Here is a 17,718-nt window from a genome sequence, read left to right as displayed (position 1 = left end):
AGACCTCTTCCATTAATTCATCCCACGCTGTCCCTTCTGCGGACGGTGCGATGACGGCCGGACATTAACTATGAGCTTTAAAGGGAAAAATCTTACTCAGGGCGGTCAGATGACTGCCTATCGCTGGCGCATGTTCATTCAGGTCAACAACTGGATTGGTTTCTGGATACTTGTCCTGTTTGTCATTATTGCGGGTGCTCTATTCCTGTCCTTCACGTCGCAGGAGATGATTGATAACGGCAGTTGGTACTGGTTTGCCCGCCTCAATGAAAGTTTTATCGACCTGATGCCCGCTGGCAAGGGAAGGTTTTATGACATTCATTACTTCTACGCAGCGACCAATACCACTCTGACACTGAAAATGACGCTGCAGCAGATGCTGACTGACCCATACATGCAGTTTATGGGTGATCAACTCGCCGGCCATTTAAAGTCATCCGCCGTGGTTGCTGGCGGGATAAGTCTTGCCGCGTACCTTGCGGTGGGATGGTATGTCGCCCGGATCGGCAAACGGGAGAGCGAGGATGAATTCCTGTCCGGTATGCAGCTGACGGAAAAGCCCGCTGAAGTGAACAGGCTGCTGCGCAAAAACGGTGATCTGTCCGACCTGCGTGTGGGTGACCTGCATATGGTCAAAAACGCCGAAGTGATGAATTTCCTGATCCACGGCACCATTGGCGTGGGTAAATCCACTCTTATTCGCTGGCTGCTTGATTACATCCGTAAACGTGGCGACCGCGCCATTATCTACGACTCCGGCTGTACGTTCACGGAAACTCACTATAACCCGAAAACCGACTTCATCCTCAACCCGCATGACGAACGCTGCGCCAACTGGCAGCTGTGGGATGAGTGTATCGATGTGGTCGACTACGAGAACTTTGCCGCCAGCCTTATTCCCGTGGAAGGGGAATCCGATCCGTTCTGGGTATCCAGTTCCCGGACCATTGCATCTGACCTGGCCATCCGTATGTCGGCTGATCCTGACAGGAGTATTGAGAAGTTCCTGAAAACCCTGCTGTCACTCAGTATGCAGAATCTGCGCGCTTATCTGGCCAACACGCCTTCCGCGAACCTGGTGGAAGAGAAAATCGAGAAGACGGCCATCTCCATCCGTTCCGTGGTCACCAACTACGCAAAATCCCTGCGTTTTCTGCAGGGGCTGGATGATGGCACCCGGCCAAAATTCACCATCCGCAACTGGATGACCAGCGAGCAGTACAGCAACAGCTGGCTGTTTATCTCCGCCCAGGCGCGTCACCGGAACAGTGTCCGGTCGCTGATTTCCATGTGGCTCTCGATGGCGACTCTCTTTCTGCAGAGCATGGGGGAAAACCCCGACCGTCGCGTCTGGTTCATCATTGATGAAAAACCCGGTCTGCAGCGTATTCCGCAGTTTGCGGAGACGGTGGCAGAGGGGCGTAAGTTCGGTGGCTGCTTTGTCATCGGCATCCAGAACATGCCGCAGCTTATCAATGTCTATGGCCGCGAAATGGCCAAAGCCATATTCGACCTGCTGAACACACGTATGTATGGCCGCTCCCCCAGCGCGGAAGTCGCCAAAATGGTGGAAGACGAACTGGGGAAACAGCGACGCAAAGAGGCAAAAGAGCAGAACAGCTACGGTATGGATGCCGTGCGTGATGGTGTGTCGCTGGGCAAGGACAAGGTTCACGAACCGGTGGTCGACTACGAAGATGTCATGAAACTGCCGAACCTGAAGTTTTATGTCCGGCTGCCAGGCGAATATCCGGTGGTGGTACTGCCGCTCAAATACCGCAAGTTCAGAAAACTGAATCATGGACTGATAGAGCGCAATATCCGGGATGCGCTCAGCCCAGAGCTGGAGAAAGTGATCCAGGAGAACGAGCGCGCCGCTGCACTTGCCGGGCTGAATTTTACTGCCGGTGAGAGTGTTCAGGGTAAAGAGACTGCTGCAGCTTCTGCAGACGGACAGACCAGACCGACAGCCAGTGCTACGCCACAGGAGGGAATGAAAACCGTAAAACAGCCAGACCTCTCCGGTAATACCAGACCCGTTTCGGCTTCTTCACCTGCTGAACACCGTCCGGTAGCAGAGCAGGCACAGGTTTCTCCCGTCATTCCACCCCGGAACTCTCGTTCCGCACCTGAAAACAGCAACGTGGTGCAGTTGCGTGCTACCTCTGCTAACCAGCCGGAACCGAACCCAGCGGAGCCGCTATCAACCGTGGCAAAAGAGCGGACAGAGACACAGGTTGCCCCTGAACGCCGGACTGAGAATGCACTGAGTCTTCTCAGCCGGGTCACTGGCAAACCACAGCCACAGGAAAGCACCCCGCCGGCAGGCGCGCTCGATTTGCTTAATCGCGCGCGCCTCAGGCCATCCGCTACGGGCACGGAAGATGCGCAAAACGCTGAGTCCGGGGGCGAGGTACAGGAGTTCCAGATGAAAGTCACCCAACTGGCGGATGGCGGGCTGGAACTGACCACGGCCGGTCATAACTCCTCACCGGAACAGAAGGCCAGAGACGATAACGCCGCTAACCGGCGTATGGCGCGGGACGAGGAAAACATTATCCGCCACCGCCAAAACGACGATCCGGGATATGACGAGGCCGATTTTGAGCGCTATGACGACGGAGAACACGAACTATGATGTCACCCGCACCGATTGTGTCCGCCGGCGAGGCGGCGGGCTATTACAGCAACAAGGATAACTACTATTTTCTCGGCCAGCTGGAAAGCGAGTGGCTGGGTGAGGGCGCGAGCCAGCTGGGTCTGGAAGGTAAAGTCCGCAGCGACCAGCTGACGGCGGTGCTTGAGGGCCGTCTGCCGGACGGTTCCCGGCTGGGAAAGGAAATCAACGGCAAACACACCCACCGGCCGGGACATGACCTGACCTTTTCCGCACCCAAAAGTGTGTCCATCCTTGCCCTGATTGGCGGAGATAAAGCCCTGCTGGAAGCCCATCAGCGCGCCGTCCGGGTCGCAGCCGGTTACGTGGAGAAACTCATTTCTGCCCGTGAAACGGTCGACGGCAAAACCTCCATCGTCCACACCGGCAAAATGGTCGCCGCGCTCTACACACACGACACGACACGTAACCTCGATCCGGGTTTGCATACGCATATGCTGGTCGCCAACATGACGGAGCTGAACGGGAAATGGAAAGCACTGGCCACTGACACCATCCATAATGCTGGCTTTATCGAGACGGTCATGAAGATGCAGGTGACGCTGGGCAAACTCTACCGCAAGGCACTGCGTGAGGGTGTTGAGTCCCTTGGCCACGAAGTGGAGGAAGTGGGGCCGCACGGTATGTGGGAAATCAAAGCCGTGCCGAAAGAGGTTCGTGAGGAGTATTCCTCACGCGGCCGGGAAATTCGCGGGGCGGTCGGGGCCGAAGCCACCCTGAAAAGCCTGGATATTGCAGCCAAAAATACCCGTAAAGCGAAAGTCGATCCTTCCCGGCTGCGCCTGATGGAGCGCTGGCAGACCCAGATGAAAGAGCAGGGATGGGACATGAAAGCCTATCAGGAGAGCGTGGTGCCCCGGACCGTCCCCGGTGACCGTCCTGCCCCTGTACCGACCGACCCGCAAAAAACACCGTTCGGGGGCGACGTGCCGGCAGCGCCAGAACAGGCGAAAGAGAAAGCGCGGGAGGAGGCTGGCCCGCAGACCCGCTCCGGGCATGAAGAAAATACGATCTCTTCTGTCACAACACCACCCCGGACGGACGTGATACCGCGCCGGGACGGGCCGGAAGCCGGCGAAGGGGAACAGCGCACTGAGCCGGAACAACGCCCCGGAAAAGCTGCAGAAGATAAAACGGCAGACCGGGACGGGAAACAACCGGCTGAGAGGGAGCAGCCCCCGGAGCAGCCTGAGCGTGCTGATGCCCTTGAGGGGCCTGTTCCTGGTGAACCACCGGTAATAACGCCTGTTGCCGGACGCGACGGGCAGGTTCAGCCCGAAACAGCAGCGCAAATCCCCCCGCCGGGCAAGCCCGGAGTGGAGAAGTATACCGGACCGGAAAAGCGGGCTGACAGCACGCCAATGGCAGGGCAGCCCGTTACGCCTCCTCCGGTTGTGCAAACCACACAGGATGTGCCGCCTGAGGTGACGGATGCGGTCCGTATGGCTGTTTCCCAGCTGAGTGACAGTAAAACCCGTTTCACCTGGGGCGAACTGCTGCTGAGTACAGCGGAATTCAGCGACAAAATCCCCCCAATTTCTGAACTGAAAACCGCGCTGGACGAGGCGCTGCGGGAAGGGGTTATCGTGCCGCTGGATGCGGAAAAAGGGGTCTTCACGTCGCGTATCCATCTGCTGGATGAACTCTCCATACAGGCGCTGAGCCGGGAACACCTGAGTGAAACCCGCGTCGTCAGTTTTCAGCGTCCCGCACAGTACGCGCCGGCGGCGCTGGAGGCGGTCGAGAGGGATGCGCTTGTCCTGATGAATGCCCCGAAGGGGGTGGCGGGAATACGGGAACTGACGGAACAGCTTGCCGGTATTTCTGCAGCGCATGGCCGGGAGGTGCAGGTGCTGGCCAGCTCTGCCGAACGTGCCGTGTCCCTCGCAAAATCGGACCGCCTGCGGGAGCACATCACGGGGCGACAGCAGGTGCTGAGCGGGGATTTTCAGCTGCGCCCGCAGAGCACCCTGATTGTTGAGGGGGCAGAACGGCTGAGCCTTAAGGAAACGCTGGTTCTGCTCGGTGAAGCACGGGACAAAAGCGCGCAGCTGGTCTTTCTCGACAGCGCCGGGCGGCAGGCGAACGGGAATGCCATGTCCGTGCTGGAGTCGGCCGGGGTGGTGCGCAGCCGCCGGACGGAACCGGCACCGGGGATGGAGGCGGAAGTGGTCAGCATCCGGGACAAGCGCGAGCGCTACAGTGCCCTGGCTGACCGCTTTGCGGAGCTGAGCGCCGGCACAGAGCCGGTGACCGCCATTGTGGTCGGACAGCGTGAGCAGAAGCACCTGACCGGGCTTATCCGGGATGCGCTGCAGAATGCCGGTCAGCTTGAACGTGACGGTGTCACGGTGGAGGCGCGCACGCCGGTCTGGCTGGACAGTAAAACCCGCCGGATGAGCGGCTCCTACCGCGCCGGGCAGGTACTGGAAGACCGGACGGAGCGCGAAACCCGCCATTACGTGATTGACCGCGTGCATGAGGACACGCGGGTTCTGTCACTGATTGACGGGGACGGGGTGCTGGTCCGCATGAAAATCGCCGATCTGACCGCAGACTGGCGACTCTACCAGCGCGAGCAGTTGCATATCGCCGCCGGTGACAGGCTGATTGCGCTGGCAGCAGATCGCGGTACCGGTCTGAAATCAAAAGACCGGCTGACCGTCACGCAGGCCGGTCAGGAAGGGATAACGGTGGAGCGGGACGGCAAAGTCCTGACCCTGCCGGCAGACAGCCCGCTCTATCTCACCCACGGCTATGTTGCGGGACCCGGCAACCGCGACAATGACAGCGGTGTGGTGCTGGCCGCGCTGAATTCACGGGATATCACCGCGCAGACCATGAATTCCCTGGCGCAGTCAGGACACCGCGCCGAAATCTTCACGGCAGAGCCGGAAGACAAGGCAGAAGCCCGCCTGCAGCGTATGCGGACAGAAAACTCCCCCGTGCAGCTGGTCCGTAAACTCAGTGGCCGGGATCAGCTGGACAGTGCCCTGACCACCCTGCATGACAGTGTGAAAACGGACGTCACGGTGGCCGTCGAGCGCGCCATCGCCGACCAGCAGTCGGTGACGTTCGACGTGTTACATCTGGCCGAGCGGGCCGCTGAGTTTTATCCCGATATCGCCGGGATTGACCGGGAAATCAGCCAGATGGTCAAAAAGGGGGACCTCATTCGTGTGCCGGGTCAGGCGACGCCCTTACTGGTTGCCCGTGCGACCTGGGAAATGGAAAAAGCCATCATCCGTGTCATCACGGAGGGGAAAAATACCCGGGAGCCACTGATGGACAGCGTCGACCCGACCCTCCTTGCCGGGCTGACGTCCGGGCAGAAAGAATCTGCGCTGCTGGTACTGGGTTCCCGCGATCAGTTTACGGGGATTCAGGGTTATGCGGGGGTGGGGAAAACCACTCAGGTCAGTGCGGTAAAAGCGGCCATCGATACCCTGCCTGCGTCTGACAGGCCGGTTCTTTACGGACTGGCTCCCACCCACCAGGCCGTGAAGGAGCTGAGGGACGTCGGGCTGGAGGCGCAGACCCTGAAATCCTGGCTGGTTGAGCACGAGCAGATGGTCGCCGCCGGCGAGAAACCCGACTACCGCAACAGGGTGTTTCTTATCGATGAATCCTCGATGCTCGGTAACCAGGATACGGCGGCCGCGTATCTGGCCATCCAGGCCGGCGGCGGGCGGGGCGTTTCAATGGGTGACACCGACCAGTTTGAAGCGATTGAATCCGGTGCGCCGTTCCGGCTGGCACAGGAACGCAGCCCGATGGATGTGGCCATCATGAAACAGATTGTCCGCCAGAAGGAGGTCAATCTGCGGGACGCGGTACACGACATCATTGATAACCGCATCGATGCCGCGCTGCAGCGTCTGGAGAAACAGCCGGCGGACAATGTGGAACGCCTGGACCCGTCCTGGAAAGCGCCTGCATCAGGCCTGGTGGAATCTGCCGACCCGGTCGCCGCCATTGTGGACGACTGGATAAGCCGCACGCCGGCGGCGCGCGCGCGAACGCTGGTCATCGCGCAGCTGAACGAGGACAGGGAGAGCATCAATAACGGCATTTATGCCGCGCTTGAGGCACGCGGTGAGCTGGGGCGGGAGAAAATCAGCGTGCCGGTGCTGGAGAAAATCCGGCACACCCGCCATGAATTCAACAAACTCAGGGCGTGGCAGCCCGGTATGGTGGTGAAGCGGGGCGATGCTTATCAGGATGTGGTGGCCGTGGATACCAACGGCTCGCTTATCTCCGTCAAGGACGAGGGCGGCAGACTCGCCTGGTACTCCCCGCGCGAACTGCTGACCGGGGATGTGGAGCTCTTTAACCGCCGCGAGCGGGAACTGAGCGCCGGCACCGTGGTGCGGTTCACCGCCACTGACCGCAACCGGGGGCAGAACGCCAACCAGAAATACACGGTTGAGCAGGTCCGGCCGGACGGGGAGGTGGTGCTGAAAGGCCACGACGGACAGAAAACCATTAACCCGGCAGACGTGCGCGCCGAACAGCACATTGATTATGCCTGGGCAATCACCGGCTACGGTTCACAGGGGGCCGGTGAGGACGCCGTTATTTCCCTGGAGGGGACAAAAGGCGGGCGGGCGTACATGGCCACCCGGCGCGCGTTCTATATTTCTGTTTCCCGCGCCAAAAAACACGTTCAGGTGTACACGGACGGTCTGGAAAAATGGGTGGCGGCCATCAAAAGGCAGGAGTTTGATTTCAAAACGGCGCATGATGCCCTGACGCCGGAGACAGAGCGCCGGCAGGCGAAGGTCATCTGGGCGATGGGGCAGCCGGTCGGGAAAACCGCAATCGGGCGGGCATGGGCAAAACACGAAGCACTGGGCGGTCACAGCCTGACCGCCCGCGTTATTCCGTCCACTAAACGCTTTCCGGCGCCGGCGCTCGCACTGCCGTTGTACGACAACAACGGGAAAAGTGCCGGTCTGGCGCTGGTTTCGCTGGTACACGGCGACAACGGACGGCTGGCGCGGGGGGACATGCGCATGGTGGCTACGCAGGGTGCCACCGGTGCGGTGGTGCAGCGAAGCCACAGCGGTAACACCCATGTGGTCAGTACGGTCGACGCGGCGCTGCGGGCGGTCCGGGAGCACCCGGAGGACGGGGTGGTCTGGCAGACCGGCGCGGAGAGACCCTCTCCCTGGATGATTAAGCTGAGCCGGGGCACCGAGAGTGCAGAGGAACAGAAAAGGGCACTGTCGGTACTGGTCGAATCAGAAATCAGGGTGCCGGATTTGAAAGCGGACACCACCAGTGAAGAACCGGAAAAACGGGCTGTTCAACAGGTCGTAAGGGAAACTCAGGATATCAGGGATACTGAAGCGCTGATGGCGAAACGTGTTCCTGATGCAGACCTTCAGGGAGAGAAACCCGGCACCCTGTCTGGCGTCAAACCAGACGGGAATATTCTGGGTGAAATCATTGACGAGAGACTGCAGCGGCAACAGGAAAGAGATAATGTTGTCAGCAGGATACCAGCGCCGTCAGACCAGCAGATGGCCAGAGAAGCAGCCGAACACGCGGTATCAGCGCGTGTGGCGAATGAAATTGCTGAGCGGCGACAGCAGCAGGAGGTACGCATTCCGGGCGACACAGTGGAGAAAGGACGCACTGTTGAGCATCAGGAACCTGCGCATACCCGCACCATACAACAAAAAGAACGTTAATCAGAGAGCACAGGCATGAAACTGAACAAAATAGTGTCTTTATTAGTTACAACATACGCTTTTGCGTTTTTACCCCCCCTCCATGCAGCCCCTGCGCCGGTATTCACGCCGGAACAGGAAGCGCAAATCGGCAAAATCGCCGCCGATTACCTGGTTCAGCACCCGGAAATTCTGGTGCAGGTCAGCCAGAAACTGCAGCAGCAACAGCAGGAGCGCCAGCAGATGGCGCTGACTGCCAGGGTGATGGACAACCAGGCAGCGCTGCTGCAGGATGCCGACACGCCGTCAGTCGGACCGGCGAAGGCAAAAGTCGCAGTCATTGAGTTCTTTGACTACCAGTGCGTTTACTGCAGCCGTCTGGCACCGGGACTTGAGCAGGTCATGAAATCCCGTCCGGATGTGCGTTACATCTTTAAAGAATGGCCAATTTTTGCGTCTAAATGGGAAGCCTCTTCCACTGCTGCACAGCGCGGTATCGATGTCTGGAAACAGAAAGGGGCTGAGGGTTACCTGAAATTCCACAATGGTATCTATCACACCGGGCATAACGAAGGGGAACTGACTACAGAGGATATCGACGCGGTGGCAAGAACAGCCGGCGTGACGGAGCTGAAACCCATAGATTACACGGCAGTTCTGGAAAAAAATGACACACTGGCTCAGGCGCTGGGGCTGACCGGAACACCCGGCCTGATTGTGATGCCGGTGCAGAACGCCACACCGAAAAACATCACGGTATTTGCCGGGCTGGCCTCACCACAGCAGCTGCTTGCGGCCATCGATAAAGCACAGCACTGACGCGCCCGGTCCGTCCGGGCTTGTCCAACCCGGATAACGCAGATAACCCCCTGCATTATCCGGGTTACCTGTTATTTCAGAAATTTTTTAGCATCATTGGGCAGACCGGCGTCATGCCGCTCTGAATGAAAGTATGTGGAAGACAAAACTACGAACCGAACATAAAAAATCCCGCCTGAGCGGGATTTGCCAAAACATAATCAGCGATTTTCAATGTAATCCATAATGACGAGAACAATCGCGATCATCGGATGTATTAACTTCAACAACTTACCCATATAAGCCTCCAGGCTCAGTGTTTACGTTCATGCCAGTATTCTCTTAAAGTCAGAATGATGACTATCAAGGGTTGAGCGAGTTTCAGTACCAAAAGCCACATATGCATTTGATCTCTTCCGTCTCTTTACGCCTGGCTGTAAACACCCTTGGACTCGTCTTTACAGTTGTTGTGTCAGGGGCTGGCAGACACATACGGCGCAAATTTTTGTTGGGGCGGGGCTCAAGCATCACCAAGAACCCGACTTAATAAATTCAATTATGAATCAATGGCAAATCATAAAAGTCAGATAAAATAATTGAAGGATGCCGTTCTTATCGTTAAGCTAATTTCAGCTGGCAGACACATACGGCGTGTGGAAAAAGCCGCAAACTTTTTCCCATTTTGAAAGGCCCGACCTCATCAGTCGGGCTTTTTCATATCCTTAACTGGGCTTAATCCTGTCCACTATATCTTGGGACAACTTCTCGAACCTCGCCCATATCTAGCTCTTGACAATCATTTTAGTAACCTTTGTGTTGAGCACAAGAGTTGATTTTGAGGTTAAATTGAGGTTGCGAAAGCGTGATAATTGCTAAGTCCCCGCCCGCTGTGGCTTGCGAGAATGTCAATAATTTGCAAAAAAAAATGAAATTTTGATCTTGTGCTTATTGTGTATAAGAAAAAAGCTCTCATGGGTGCATTAAGCTCAATCCCAATCATATTTTCGTGATGTTACAGACCTTATGTAGCAACGTCTGACAGAAAGTTGATGGTGGAAAAAGCTCTCTCGCTGACAAGGAAGGTGATAACTGCACAAACATATAGTTAACATCTAAAAGAAAAGATTATTCCATGCCCTGGTCGGGACTTCAGTGTTGCCCGCATTGGAAGTGCCGTTTCAGACATTTTTTGATGCACTGGCTGGGACTTTATCCCAGAGGCAGTTATGCTTCAGTTCCGCGCGGCGGTGATCGGAGGCACTCATTATGGCTTCCAGCACATCCCCGGTCAGCGTATCGCGCAGCCATTCAAAAATTTCTTCCTGCGTCTCTTCTGAAGAACACCGCCTGAATTCAGCAGATACAGGTGCTAAAGATCCTTTGCCGCATTATGTTGAGTGGTCATTTCATACCCTGCGTTCACAGATTACCGGAGCCGATGATATCCCAATCGTCACAGAGGGGTAGCTCTGCAAATCCAGAGATGAATTGCCTACAAATACTTAAATCCGCACAGAAGTCCAACTTCGCATAACTTCCCGCAAATTTTCAGATCCACCGGCCTTTTCCGCGATCCTTTCTACTGGAAAACTCAACGCCAATTGAGTAGACTCGTTTCGTCGTGGAAAGCCTGTGGTGAGGCCTTTTCGCTGATATATTTTTGAATTATGACTTATCTCAAATCAGTGCGCTGACTGATTCCGAAGTCTTGTGGTGAGACGGATGATATCAGGAGATATGCCAGATTCACGCTTCACGCCTGTACATGCGAGCGGGCGGGATGCTTATGGAATACCGGGATGGGGCGTATCCGTAAAACGCCCGGGAGAAGGTGACGGCAGATTTGCCGGAGCCGGAATGCAAAAACCCCCCGAAATCTGTATTCAACTTGGCGGAAGAGTCAGATATCAGGGGGTCCAAAAGCAGGCGCAGCGCCTGTGAAGGATTATAACGCATGCATCACATAAAACAACACCCGGCCGCCATAAGAAAAGGCCGGCGTGAATGACAATATAAAACCGCGCGACGATCGTCGCCACCGTGGTACTCATTCCACGGCCTGTAAATGCCCGGCACCACAGTATATCCGTCCGGCACATTACAAAGCCCTCAGTAAAGAGCATGGCCGCGCCCTGCGAAACCTTATCGTCCGGGATAAAAATATCGGTGAGTGGGTGATTCGCCGTCGCGTGTCTGCCGATCCTCTCTTCACTTTTCTCCGTCCAGCTGCCGGGCGCAAACGGGCTTTCCGTTACGTTCGCCGGCAGCTGCTTGATGCGCTGTTTATTCTCTTTATCAACAAGGTTGATCTGGCCACGGACATTGTGACCATCAACATCACCCGACTGGCAGAAGAGTTAAGCCCGAAAGATGATGACGGCAACATCATCCCCGGACAGGCCGTCACGGTCACCCGCGTTTCCCGCCTGGTGACTGAACTGGCGCGCTTTGGCTTCGTTTATGCGCCGGAAGCCGAATGGGATATGGTCAATAACTGCCGTTTTCCCAAACATGTGATCATCACCGAGGCCGGATGGCGGCTGACGGGAATTGATACGGATAAATTGCGGGCAGAACAGGCTGAACGTCTGGCGGCCATCGAAGACGGGATCCTTGCGCCCGGAGAAACCCTCTCCCTGAAGGCAGCCCGCAGCCGCTGGTATGAACGCTGCCGGAACCAGACCATCCTGACGCGCAGAACGCGCGCTATCGAAGGCAAACAGCGCAGGAAGCTGGCAGAACTCCCCTTCGATGAGCGCAAGCGCCAGATTTCCGAAGGGCTGATGCGCAGCCTGAAAGGTGACGTGGGGCATATAACGTCACGTCAGTTCGAGAAAATGGTCTGGGCGCAGCTTTACCAGCTTGAACTGGTGAACCTCGAGCCACCGGGCACCCCGCCCCCTCACTAGACAGCCGTTTTTTTAGCCATCCGCTTTACTGCGGAGGCTTTCGTACGTCTGTCATAAAACGCTGGTTAAAATTGCATCAATGTAACGCCAGTCCCTCCAGTGCATGTGGCTGAAAATGGCCACAGCATTTATCGTTTTTAATCTTTCCACATTTATCCGCAAACGGACAAACCCGGTTATCAGCAACCTGCATCAGATAACGCGCAAAATTATCAGGACTTCGTCCTTACTTATATTCATAAGAGATCAACCTTATTCACTGGATAAAAACGGTGGATAACGGGGAAAACCCGAAGATGCCTTCGCTTGCAGCAGCCTGACGGCTGCGCCGCTCAGAAAGTTGCTTCCCCCCACCGCCAGCGGCGGGTCCCCTCCGCGCTGAAACCCGCCAGCAGAGACGCCATTCAGCCCTGAAAAGCCGCGCCGCCCCGGGCCGGAGGCCCGGAACAGTGCCGCTTTAAAGAGGATGATGTAACTAAGAATTTGAGTCGCGGTAAGTTCTGTCGCTGGAAGTCCTTTGTGACACGCTCGTAAGCGCCCTTCCGGGCGCTAACGCGGAGATACGCCCCGTCTTCGGCACAGCCTCGACGTGACCACTCCGACCGCGCACATAACGTTCTGCGTCGCTGTAAGAGGGTTATGGCTTTGCAGGGATGGGGGGGTAATAGCCACAGGCTATCATGTTGCCGGCTTCGCCGGGCGCTCCGGCGGATGTGACCACAGCGCTATTTTCAGCCTGTTTTCCGCCGGCATGTGCCTTCGGCACATTCATGGTCAGACTGCGCGCTGCTCGTCCGACTAAAAAGCAAATGACATAATGAAGCAGGATGATTTTCTGGTTTTGAGTGAAGCCATGAAAAAATGTTGCCTGTTTCATGAGGCTGGATAATCTTTAATGGATAATTTTCAGACAAGGAACCCAAAATGGATATTGCGCTTTTCCCTGGACAAAATGGACGGGCATGGGCTGAAACCATGATTAATCTAGAAGCCAGGAAGCTCATCAATACGGCCAATATTGTTGGCGGTGAGCACCTTACTGACGGGCTTACCCGGATTAAATTTATGGAAGATATCAGGCAGTTTGTCATGCAGCAGTTCAGTGCCACACGAGCGGCCAGAACGGACGAAGAATGCATGCAGTGCCTTAAAAATATCAGAGCTGAAAATGACAGCCTTCTCGAACAGAGCAGGATGATCCGATCGCGCACAGCCCAGGTGTATGCCCAGGTCGAGCTGGTAACGGAAAATAATAAAATCGTGGGTTACATGATATCCACGGTTAAAGTCGTGCTCTCAGGGCTGCAGATAGTCGCAGGTGTTGCTGCGATGATGACAATGACCCCGGTAGGCGCTCTTGCCGGTGCAATTCTGGTCATGGATGGAGCAAACGGGATCTCAAAAGAAATTAACAGGAAACTTCAGAACCGGCCAGATTCAGAGGGTATGGTTGCCGATGGCGTGATGGATATTGCGCAGTTTATGGGGTTTCGTCGTGAATCCGGTCTGGGGATTTATAACAGTGTCAGCCTGGCCGCCAGCGTATATACGGTCTTCGGTGCCATCAGAAAACCAGAGGCATGGCGTCTTTTCCGCTGGCTTCCCCTCGATTTCTACCGCAAGGTTGATGGAATGAACCGTGCCATGCTGACCATGAAAATTGTTGGCTGGGGCGTTTCTGCAAAAGTCGTCTTCGATCTGATGTCTAGCGCCCCTTCGACGAACTGAGGCTCAGTTTTCTGTAGCGCCAGGCTTTATAGGAAATCACCGGGGGCTGGAAAAACCAGGTTATCAGCAGGACGACGATCAGGGATACGCCCCCGGAAATGATATTGTGTCGTTCAGCAAAAAGTACGAGCGCAAGAAAAACCAGTGACACGCCGGCGCTTATACTTAATACCATAACAAAGCGTTTCCCCAGCTCCTGGACAACCTCGCGAAGCGAGGACCCATACCGGCTGATGTTTTTGTGCAGGTAATTCAGATCTTTTGCAGTAAATCCTGATTCAAGTAATTCCGTTTCAAAACTGGTCATAAGCCCCTCCCGATCTCCTGAAGTATAACGCGACTTATCTTAACCGGAAGGACGTATCCCGGTTACCAGAAAATGTCTGAGTATTGATAATTGTTCTGAAGCAGTTCTTTATGTTGTCCTCAGGAGGAGCACGCCGCGCATACCCGAGAATGAAAAGAAAAATTGACGTGGTGTTATCAGCCGTACCTGGACTTCCGGGGGACCGGCTTAATGTGACATCGTTTGGCCATTAATCATTATCAGCCCTGTGTACTGTTAAAACCGACAGGGCACTGCAAAGCAATACGAGGGCAGCGGTCAGGCGTCCAGGCTCTCCCGTAAGGACTGAATAAACAGTCCCATTGCTGGCGTAATGACCTTACCTGAGTGATGAGCACACACTGCAGAAAGGGTTTCAGGGGCCAGTGACAGAGGAAGTTCCTGCAGCAGCCCGGCACGCAGCTCTTTCTCCACCGTGAATCGCGGTAAGTACGTCACGCCTGTATTAGCCATCACGCACTGCTTAATGCTTTCAATGCTGATGAGTTCAATGGTGGAGTCAATCGTTATTTTTCTTTGTCTGAGGACAGATTCAAACATCAGACGGAATACACATTGTTTTTCATTAATAATGAAACTAACGGGGATATGCTGATTTCCCCGAGTGAAATCAACCAGTGCTAATTCGGGAGAGGCAACGAGCACGAGAGGATGTTCGCCATAGTTTTCCATGATGAGGGAAACATCCTTGCCCACCCGATAGAAAATCCCCAAATCAATTTCATTGGCCAGCAGGCTGTCGCGGATTGTATAACAGTTCTGGGATTGCAGAGACAACATCACATTCGGCGCTCTTTTTTTAAATCTCTTCAGCACCTGCGGTATCCGGTAGGAAAGCAACGTCTCGCCCACGGCAATGCGCAACTCACCTTCCGGTTCAGCGTTTTGCTGGACGGCCTGTTTAATGCCATTTATGGCGACCATCATCATATCAATATGGGGCACCATATTCCTGGCGGCATCCGTTGGCACCATGCGGCGGCCAATTTTTTCAAACAGCTGAACGCTGTATTCGGCCTCAAGTTGTCTGATCTGAAATGTGACCGTTGACTGCGTACAGCACAGTTTACTTGCTGCTTTGGCAAATGTTCCTTCCTCCAGAATGGTCCTGAGGGTTAACAAACGGCGTAAATCCAAGATTATCTCCTGTGAAGTATTCATAACGTTGAATCATGAGTGCGAAAACATTCAATATTTTTTCTTATTGGCATCCTCTAAATTAAAAAAAAAGAGGAGTTATTATGTCGCTTTCAATTGCCGGAGCTTTTCTGGCTTATACTTTCATTACTGCACTTACCCCGGGTCCTAATAACATTCTGGCTCTGAGCAGCGTGCATACTCACGGATTCCGTAAAAGCCTGCGTCTACTGGCTGGCATGGGTGCGGGATTTCTCATTATTATGCTCCTGTGCGCCTTATTTACCGTGGCGATAACCCGGACACTGCCTTCCGTCACCCACTGGCTGACCTGGTCAGGCGTGGTTTATATTCTCTGGCTGGCACTGAAAATAGCCCGAAGCCAGCCGGCAAATAACACCGGCTCTGACGTCCCACTGAGCTTCAGAACCAGTTTTTTACTGCAGTTTGCGAATGTAAAAATCATCCTTTACGGGATAACGGCTCTCTCCACCTTTGTCATCCCCTATACCAGCAGTAAGGTCTGGATTATTCTGGTCAGCGTTCTGCTGGCGGCGATCGGCGCCTTTGGCAATCTCTGCTGGGCGGCGGCAGGACACCTGTTTCAGGTGCTTCTGCGCCGGCACGGTCGCCTGGTCAATATGATCCTTGCAGGGGCACTTGTACTGGTCGCGTTGGATATGTTGCTGTAAAAAACATACAGTTCGCTTGATCCTGTTCCGGTCACTTCAGTCGGATAAACTGACACCAGTTCTGGTGTCAGTTTATTCCTCAGGGCCTTACCCTGATGTTATGCCACTGGTTTACCCGGTATAACGTGATCCGGTAATGCCTGAACGGGGGCAGTTTTAATGTCATTGTCAAACTGGCTGACGCTGTTCAGCCTGTCGATTTGTGCATCTGTGAGACTCAGCCCTGAAAATCCCGCATTGCTGACGTACTGCGCATGCGTCCGGGGGCCGATAATAGGGATACATTCCTGTGCAGCAACCCAGGCAATAGCCACCTGGTCGGGGCTTGCCCCGGTTTCAGCGGCAATAGCCAGAACTTCGTCGAGAATGGCGCTCCGCTGTTCGTTGTTTTCCGCCTGGAATACCTTTCCACCCATCCCTTCTGCCCTGCCTTTTTCACCGGCCCGGTATTTGCCGGTGAGCATTCCACCGCCCAGCGGGGACCAGGTTATGGGTGTTATCTGCAGCGCCCGGCAGGCTTGCAGCATGTCACGTTCGGGCTGACGTGAAACCAGACTGTACTGGAACTGAGAGGCGACAATGGGCACCGCGTGAGACAACTCGGCAAGCGTTGCTGCGCGTGCCAGCCGCCAGGCCGAAAAATTGGACAAACCGGCGTAAAGAATTTTTCCGGCTCTGGACAGATCTTCAAGTCCCCGGACCAGCTCTTCTGAAGGCGTGATATCATCAGGATGATGAACCCAGTATAAATCAATACGATCGGTTTTGAGCCGCTTCAGGCTCGACTCCACCGAGGACACCATCGCCCGGCGGCTGTTGCCTGTAACCAGCCCGCCAGCCGTTTTAGCTGCGCCGCTCGAATATTTTGTCGCGAGAAAGAAATCATCTCTGCGCCCCTGAAGGAGGGTCCCCAGGAACTCTTCCGATTCACCGAACTGATACACGTCAGCGGTATCGATAAAGTTACCGCCATCCGCTTCAAAGGCATCTAAAATCGCCCGACTTTCGTCTAACGATGCGCCGTGCCCCCACCGCATGCCAAAATTTGCCGTTCCCAGGGCCACTGAAGAGACTTTAACGCCCGTATTTCCAAGGATCTGATATTTCACGTTGTCACCTGTTGCTTATGTTTATGATTTTCCTGGTCTTTAAAAGAGATACAGGCATACGGGTATATACCCGCATATCATCTTATTCTTTTAAACTGGCAACCTGCAATTCAGATTTGGTGAAAAATGTGCTGCAGCGCCCTGACGTTATCAGGTCCAAGATGTTTTTCAATGACGTGCTGGCAGCGCTGCCAGGCCGGAAAGGCTTCTCTGATGAGCGCTTCACCTTCAGGGGTGATGGAAACCTGCTGCTGCCTTTTGTCCATGCCATCACGGTCAACCTGCAACCACCCCTGACGCACCAGAATGGTGACGTTTCGTCCTACCGTGGAACGATCCAGCCCGGCGATATCACCGAGCCGGGTAAGGCTTACGGGATTATTATTTATCACCAGCTTCATCAACGAATACTGCGCAATATTGATGCCATAGGCATCCAGCTCGGCGTCATAAATAGCGGTCACCTTACGAGTGAAGTCGCGCAGATTTTTACAGTAACAGGGAGAACTCATATCAAGTGCCCGTATCAAGCTCAGAGAACAAAAGGGGTTTACGAGCATATACCCGCATTATATCTGAGTCCAGAACGCGACGCCGGGAGATAATCATCTGTTGCAGTGACTCTCTGCCTGAAACCATAGGTTTAT

13 protein-coding genes are annotated in these 17,718 nt (G+C 54.9%); 7 read left to right on the top strand and 6 right to left on the bottom strand.

Annotated features, from left to right (window positions below):
* The first annotated feature begins 70 nt into the window (after window positions 1-70).
* The 3 genes from traD to IP581_RS23715 are packed head-to-tail and all read left to right on the top strand — an operon-like array spanning window position 71 to window position 9,171.
* Window positions 71-2,638 (top strand): type IV conjugative transfer system coupling protein TraD, encoded by a 2,568-nt coding sequence (gene traD, locus IP581_RS23725; protein ID WP_193822749.1) that lies wholly within the window; start codon window positions 71-73, stop codon window positions 2,636-2,638.
* Window positions 2,635-8,373, top strand: coding sequence for a MobF family relaxase (gene mobF, locus IP581_RS23720; protein ID WP_193822748.1), 5,739 nt, complete (start codon window positions 2,635-2,637; stop codon window positions 8,371-8,373). Before traD ends, mobF begins: the two co-directional genes overlap by 4 nt.
* Window positions 8,374-8,388: 15 nt before the next feature.
* Window positions 8,389-9,171, top strand: a complete 783-nt coding sequence (locus IP581_RS23715) for a DsbA family protein (RefSeq protein WP_016495574.1) — start codon at window positions 8,389-8,391, stop codon at window positions 9,169-9,171.
* A gap of 1,157 nt (window positions 9,172-10,328) precedes the next feature.
* Here the strand turns inward: IP581_RS23715 and IP581_RS23710 are convergent.
* Entirely contained in the window at window positions 10,329-10,442 is a 114-nt protein-coding gene (locus IP581_RS23710; protein WP_407659170.1) for an Hha/YmoA family nucleoid-associated regulatory protein, read from the bottom strand.
* Here IP581_RS23710 and IP581_RS23705 point away from each other — a divergent pair.
* Window positions 10,417-10,617: a hypothetical protein gene (locus IP581_RS23705; protein ID WP_189660123.1), complete on the top strand. Its 201-nt coding sequence runs from the start codon at window positions 10,417-10,419 to the stop codon at window positions 10,615-10,617. The genes IP581_RS23710 and IP581_RS23705 overlap by 26 nt on opposite strands.
* Before the next feature lie 533 nt (window positions 10,618-11,150).
* Entirely contained in the window at window positions 11,151-12,059 is a 909-nt protein-coding gene (repA, locus tag IP581_RS23700) for a plasmid replication initiator RepA (RefSeq protein WP_016495573.1), read from the top strand.
* 637 nt (window positions 12,060-12,696) lie between these two features.
* On the opposite strand, the gene IP581_RS23695 is transcribed toward repA, so the two are convergent.
* Window positions 12,697-12,936: a hypothetical protein gene (locus IP581_RS23695; RefSeq protein ID WP_193822747.1), complete on the bottom strand. Its 240-nt coding sequence runs from the start codon at window positions 12,934-12,936 to the stop codon at window positions 12,697-12,699.
* A 47-nt stretch (window positions 12,937-12,983) separates the two neighbouring features.
* Here IP581_RS23695 and IP581_RS23690 point away from each other — a divergent pair, with 47 nt between their 5' ends.
* On the top strand, window positions 12,984-13,787 hold the full coding sequence (locus IP581_RS23690) for a DUF4225 domain-containing protein (RefSeq protein ID WP_193822746.1): 804 nt from the start codon (window positions 12,984-12,986) through the stop codon (window positions 13,785-13,787).
* Here IP581_RS23690 and IP581_RS23685 read toward each other — a convergent pair.
* Both IP581_RS23685 and IP581_RS23680 read right to left on the bottom strand, forming a co-directional pair.
* Window positions 13,765-14,094, bottom strand: coding sequence for a hypothetical protein (locus tag IP581_RS23685; protein WP_193822745.1), 330 nt, complete (start codon window positions 14,092-14,094; stop codon window positions 13,765-13,767). The genes IP581_RS23690 and IP581_RS23685 overlap by 23 nt on opposite strands.
* 297 nt (window positions 14,095-14,391) lie before the next feature.
* Window positions 14,392-15,270, bottom strand: a complete 879-nt coding sequence (locus IP581_RS23680) for a LysR family transcriptional regulator (protein ID WP_228007872.1) — start codon at window positions 15,268-15,270, stop codon at window positions 14,392-14,394.
* A 104-nt stretch (window positions 15,271-15,374) separates the two neighbouring features.
* On the opposite strand from IP581_RS23680, the gene eamB reads away from it, so the two are divergent.
* The gene (eamB, locus tag IP581_RS23675) at window positions 15,375-15,962 is read left to right on the top strand and encodes a cysteine/O-acetylserine transporter (protein ID WP_144136423.1); all 588 of its coding nucleotides are present in this window, start codon (window positions 15,375-15,377) and stop codon (window positions 15,960-15,962) included.
* Between the two features lie 98 nt (window positions 15,963-16,060).
* Here eamB and IP581_RS23670 read toward each other — a convergent pair whose 3' ends face one another.
* On the bottom strand, window positions 16,061-17,071 hold the full coding sequence (locus IP581_RS23670) for an aldo/keto reductase (protein ID WP_193822743.1): 1,011 nt from the start codon (window positions 17,069-17,071) through the stop codon (window positions 16,061-16,063).
* Window positions 17,072-17,181: 110 nt separating this feature from the next.
* Window positions 17,182-17,583, bottom strand: a complete 402-nt coding sequence (locus IP581_RS23665; protein WP_064564031.1) for a MarR family winged helix-turn-helix transcriptional regulator — start codon at window positions 17,581-17,583, stop codon at window positions 17,182-17,184.
* Window positions 17,584-17,718: the final 135 nt, after the last annotated feature.

Origin of the sequence: Kosakonia pseudosacchari (assembly GCF_015167415.1) — a bacterium.
In the GTDB taxonomy this organism is placed as follows: Bacteria; Pseudomonadota; Gammaproteobacteria; order Enterobacterales; family Enterobacteriaceae; genus Kosakonia; species Kosakonia pseudosacchari.
Note: the sequence above shows the minus strand (reverse complement) of the source record. Positions and strands in the feature narration are given on the sequence as shown.

Excerpts from the sequence above, each read along its gene's own strand:
- mobF (WP_193822748.1), top strand. The coding sequence starts at position 2,635 with ATGATGTCACCCGCACCGATTGTGTCCGCCGGCGAGGCGGCGGGCTAT.
- eamB (WP_144136423.1), top strand. The coding sequence starts at position 15,375 with ATGTCGCTTTCAATTGCCGGAGCTTTTCTGGCTTATACTTTCATTACT.
- IP581_RS23685 (WP_193822745.1), bottom strand. The coding sequence starts at position 14,094 with ATGACCAGTTTTGAAACGGAATTACTTGAATCAGGATTTACTGCAAAA.
- IP581_RS23705 (WP_189660123.1), top strand. The coding sequence starts at position 10,417 with ATGGCTTCCAGCACATCCCCGGTCAGCGTATCGCGCAGCCATTCAAAA.
- IP581_RS23690 (WP_193822746.1), top strand. The coding sequence starts at position 12,984 with ATGGATATTGCGCTTTTCCCTGGACAAAATGGACGGGCATGGGCTGAA.
- IP581_RS23715 (WP_016495574.1), top strand. The coding sequence starts at position 8,389 with ATGAAACTGAACAAAATAGTGTCTTTATTAGTTACAACATACGCTTTT.
- IP581_RS23665 (WP_064564031.1), bottom strand. The coding sequence starts at position 17,583 with ATGAGTTCTCCCTGTTACTGTAAAAATCTGCGCGACTTCACTCGTAAG.
- IP581_RS23695 (WP_193822747.1), bottom strand. The coding sequence starts at position 12,936 with ATGAAACAGGCAACATTTTTTCATGGCTTCACTCAAAACCAGAAAATC.
- traD (WP_193822749.1), top strand. The coding sequence starts at position 71 with ATGAGCTTTAAAGGGAAAAATCTTACTCAGGGCGGTCAGATGACTGCC.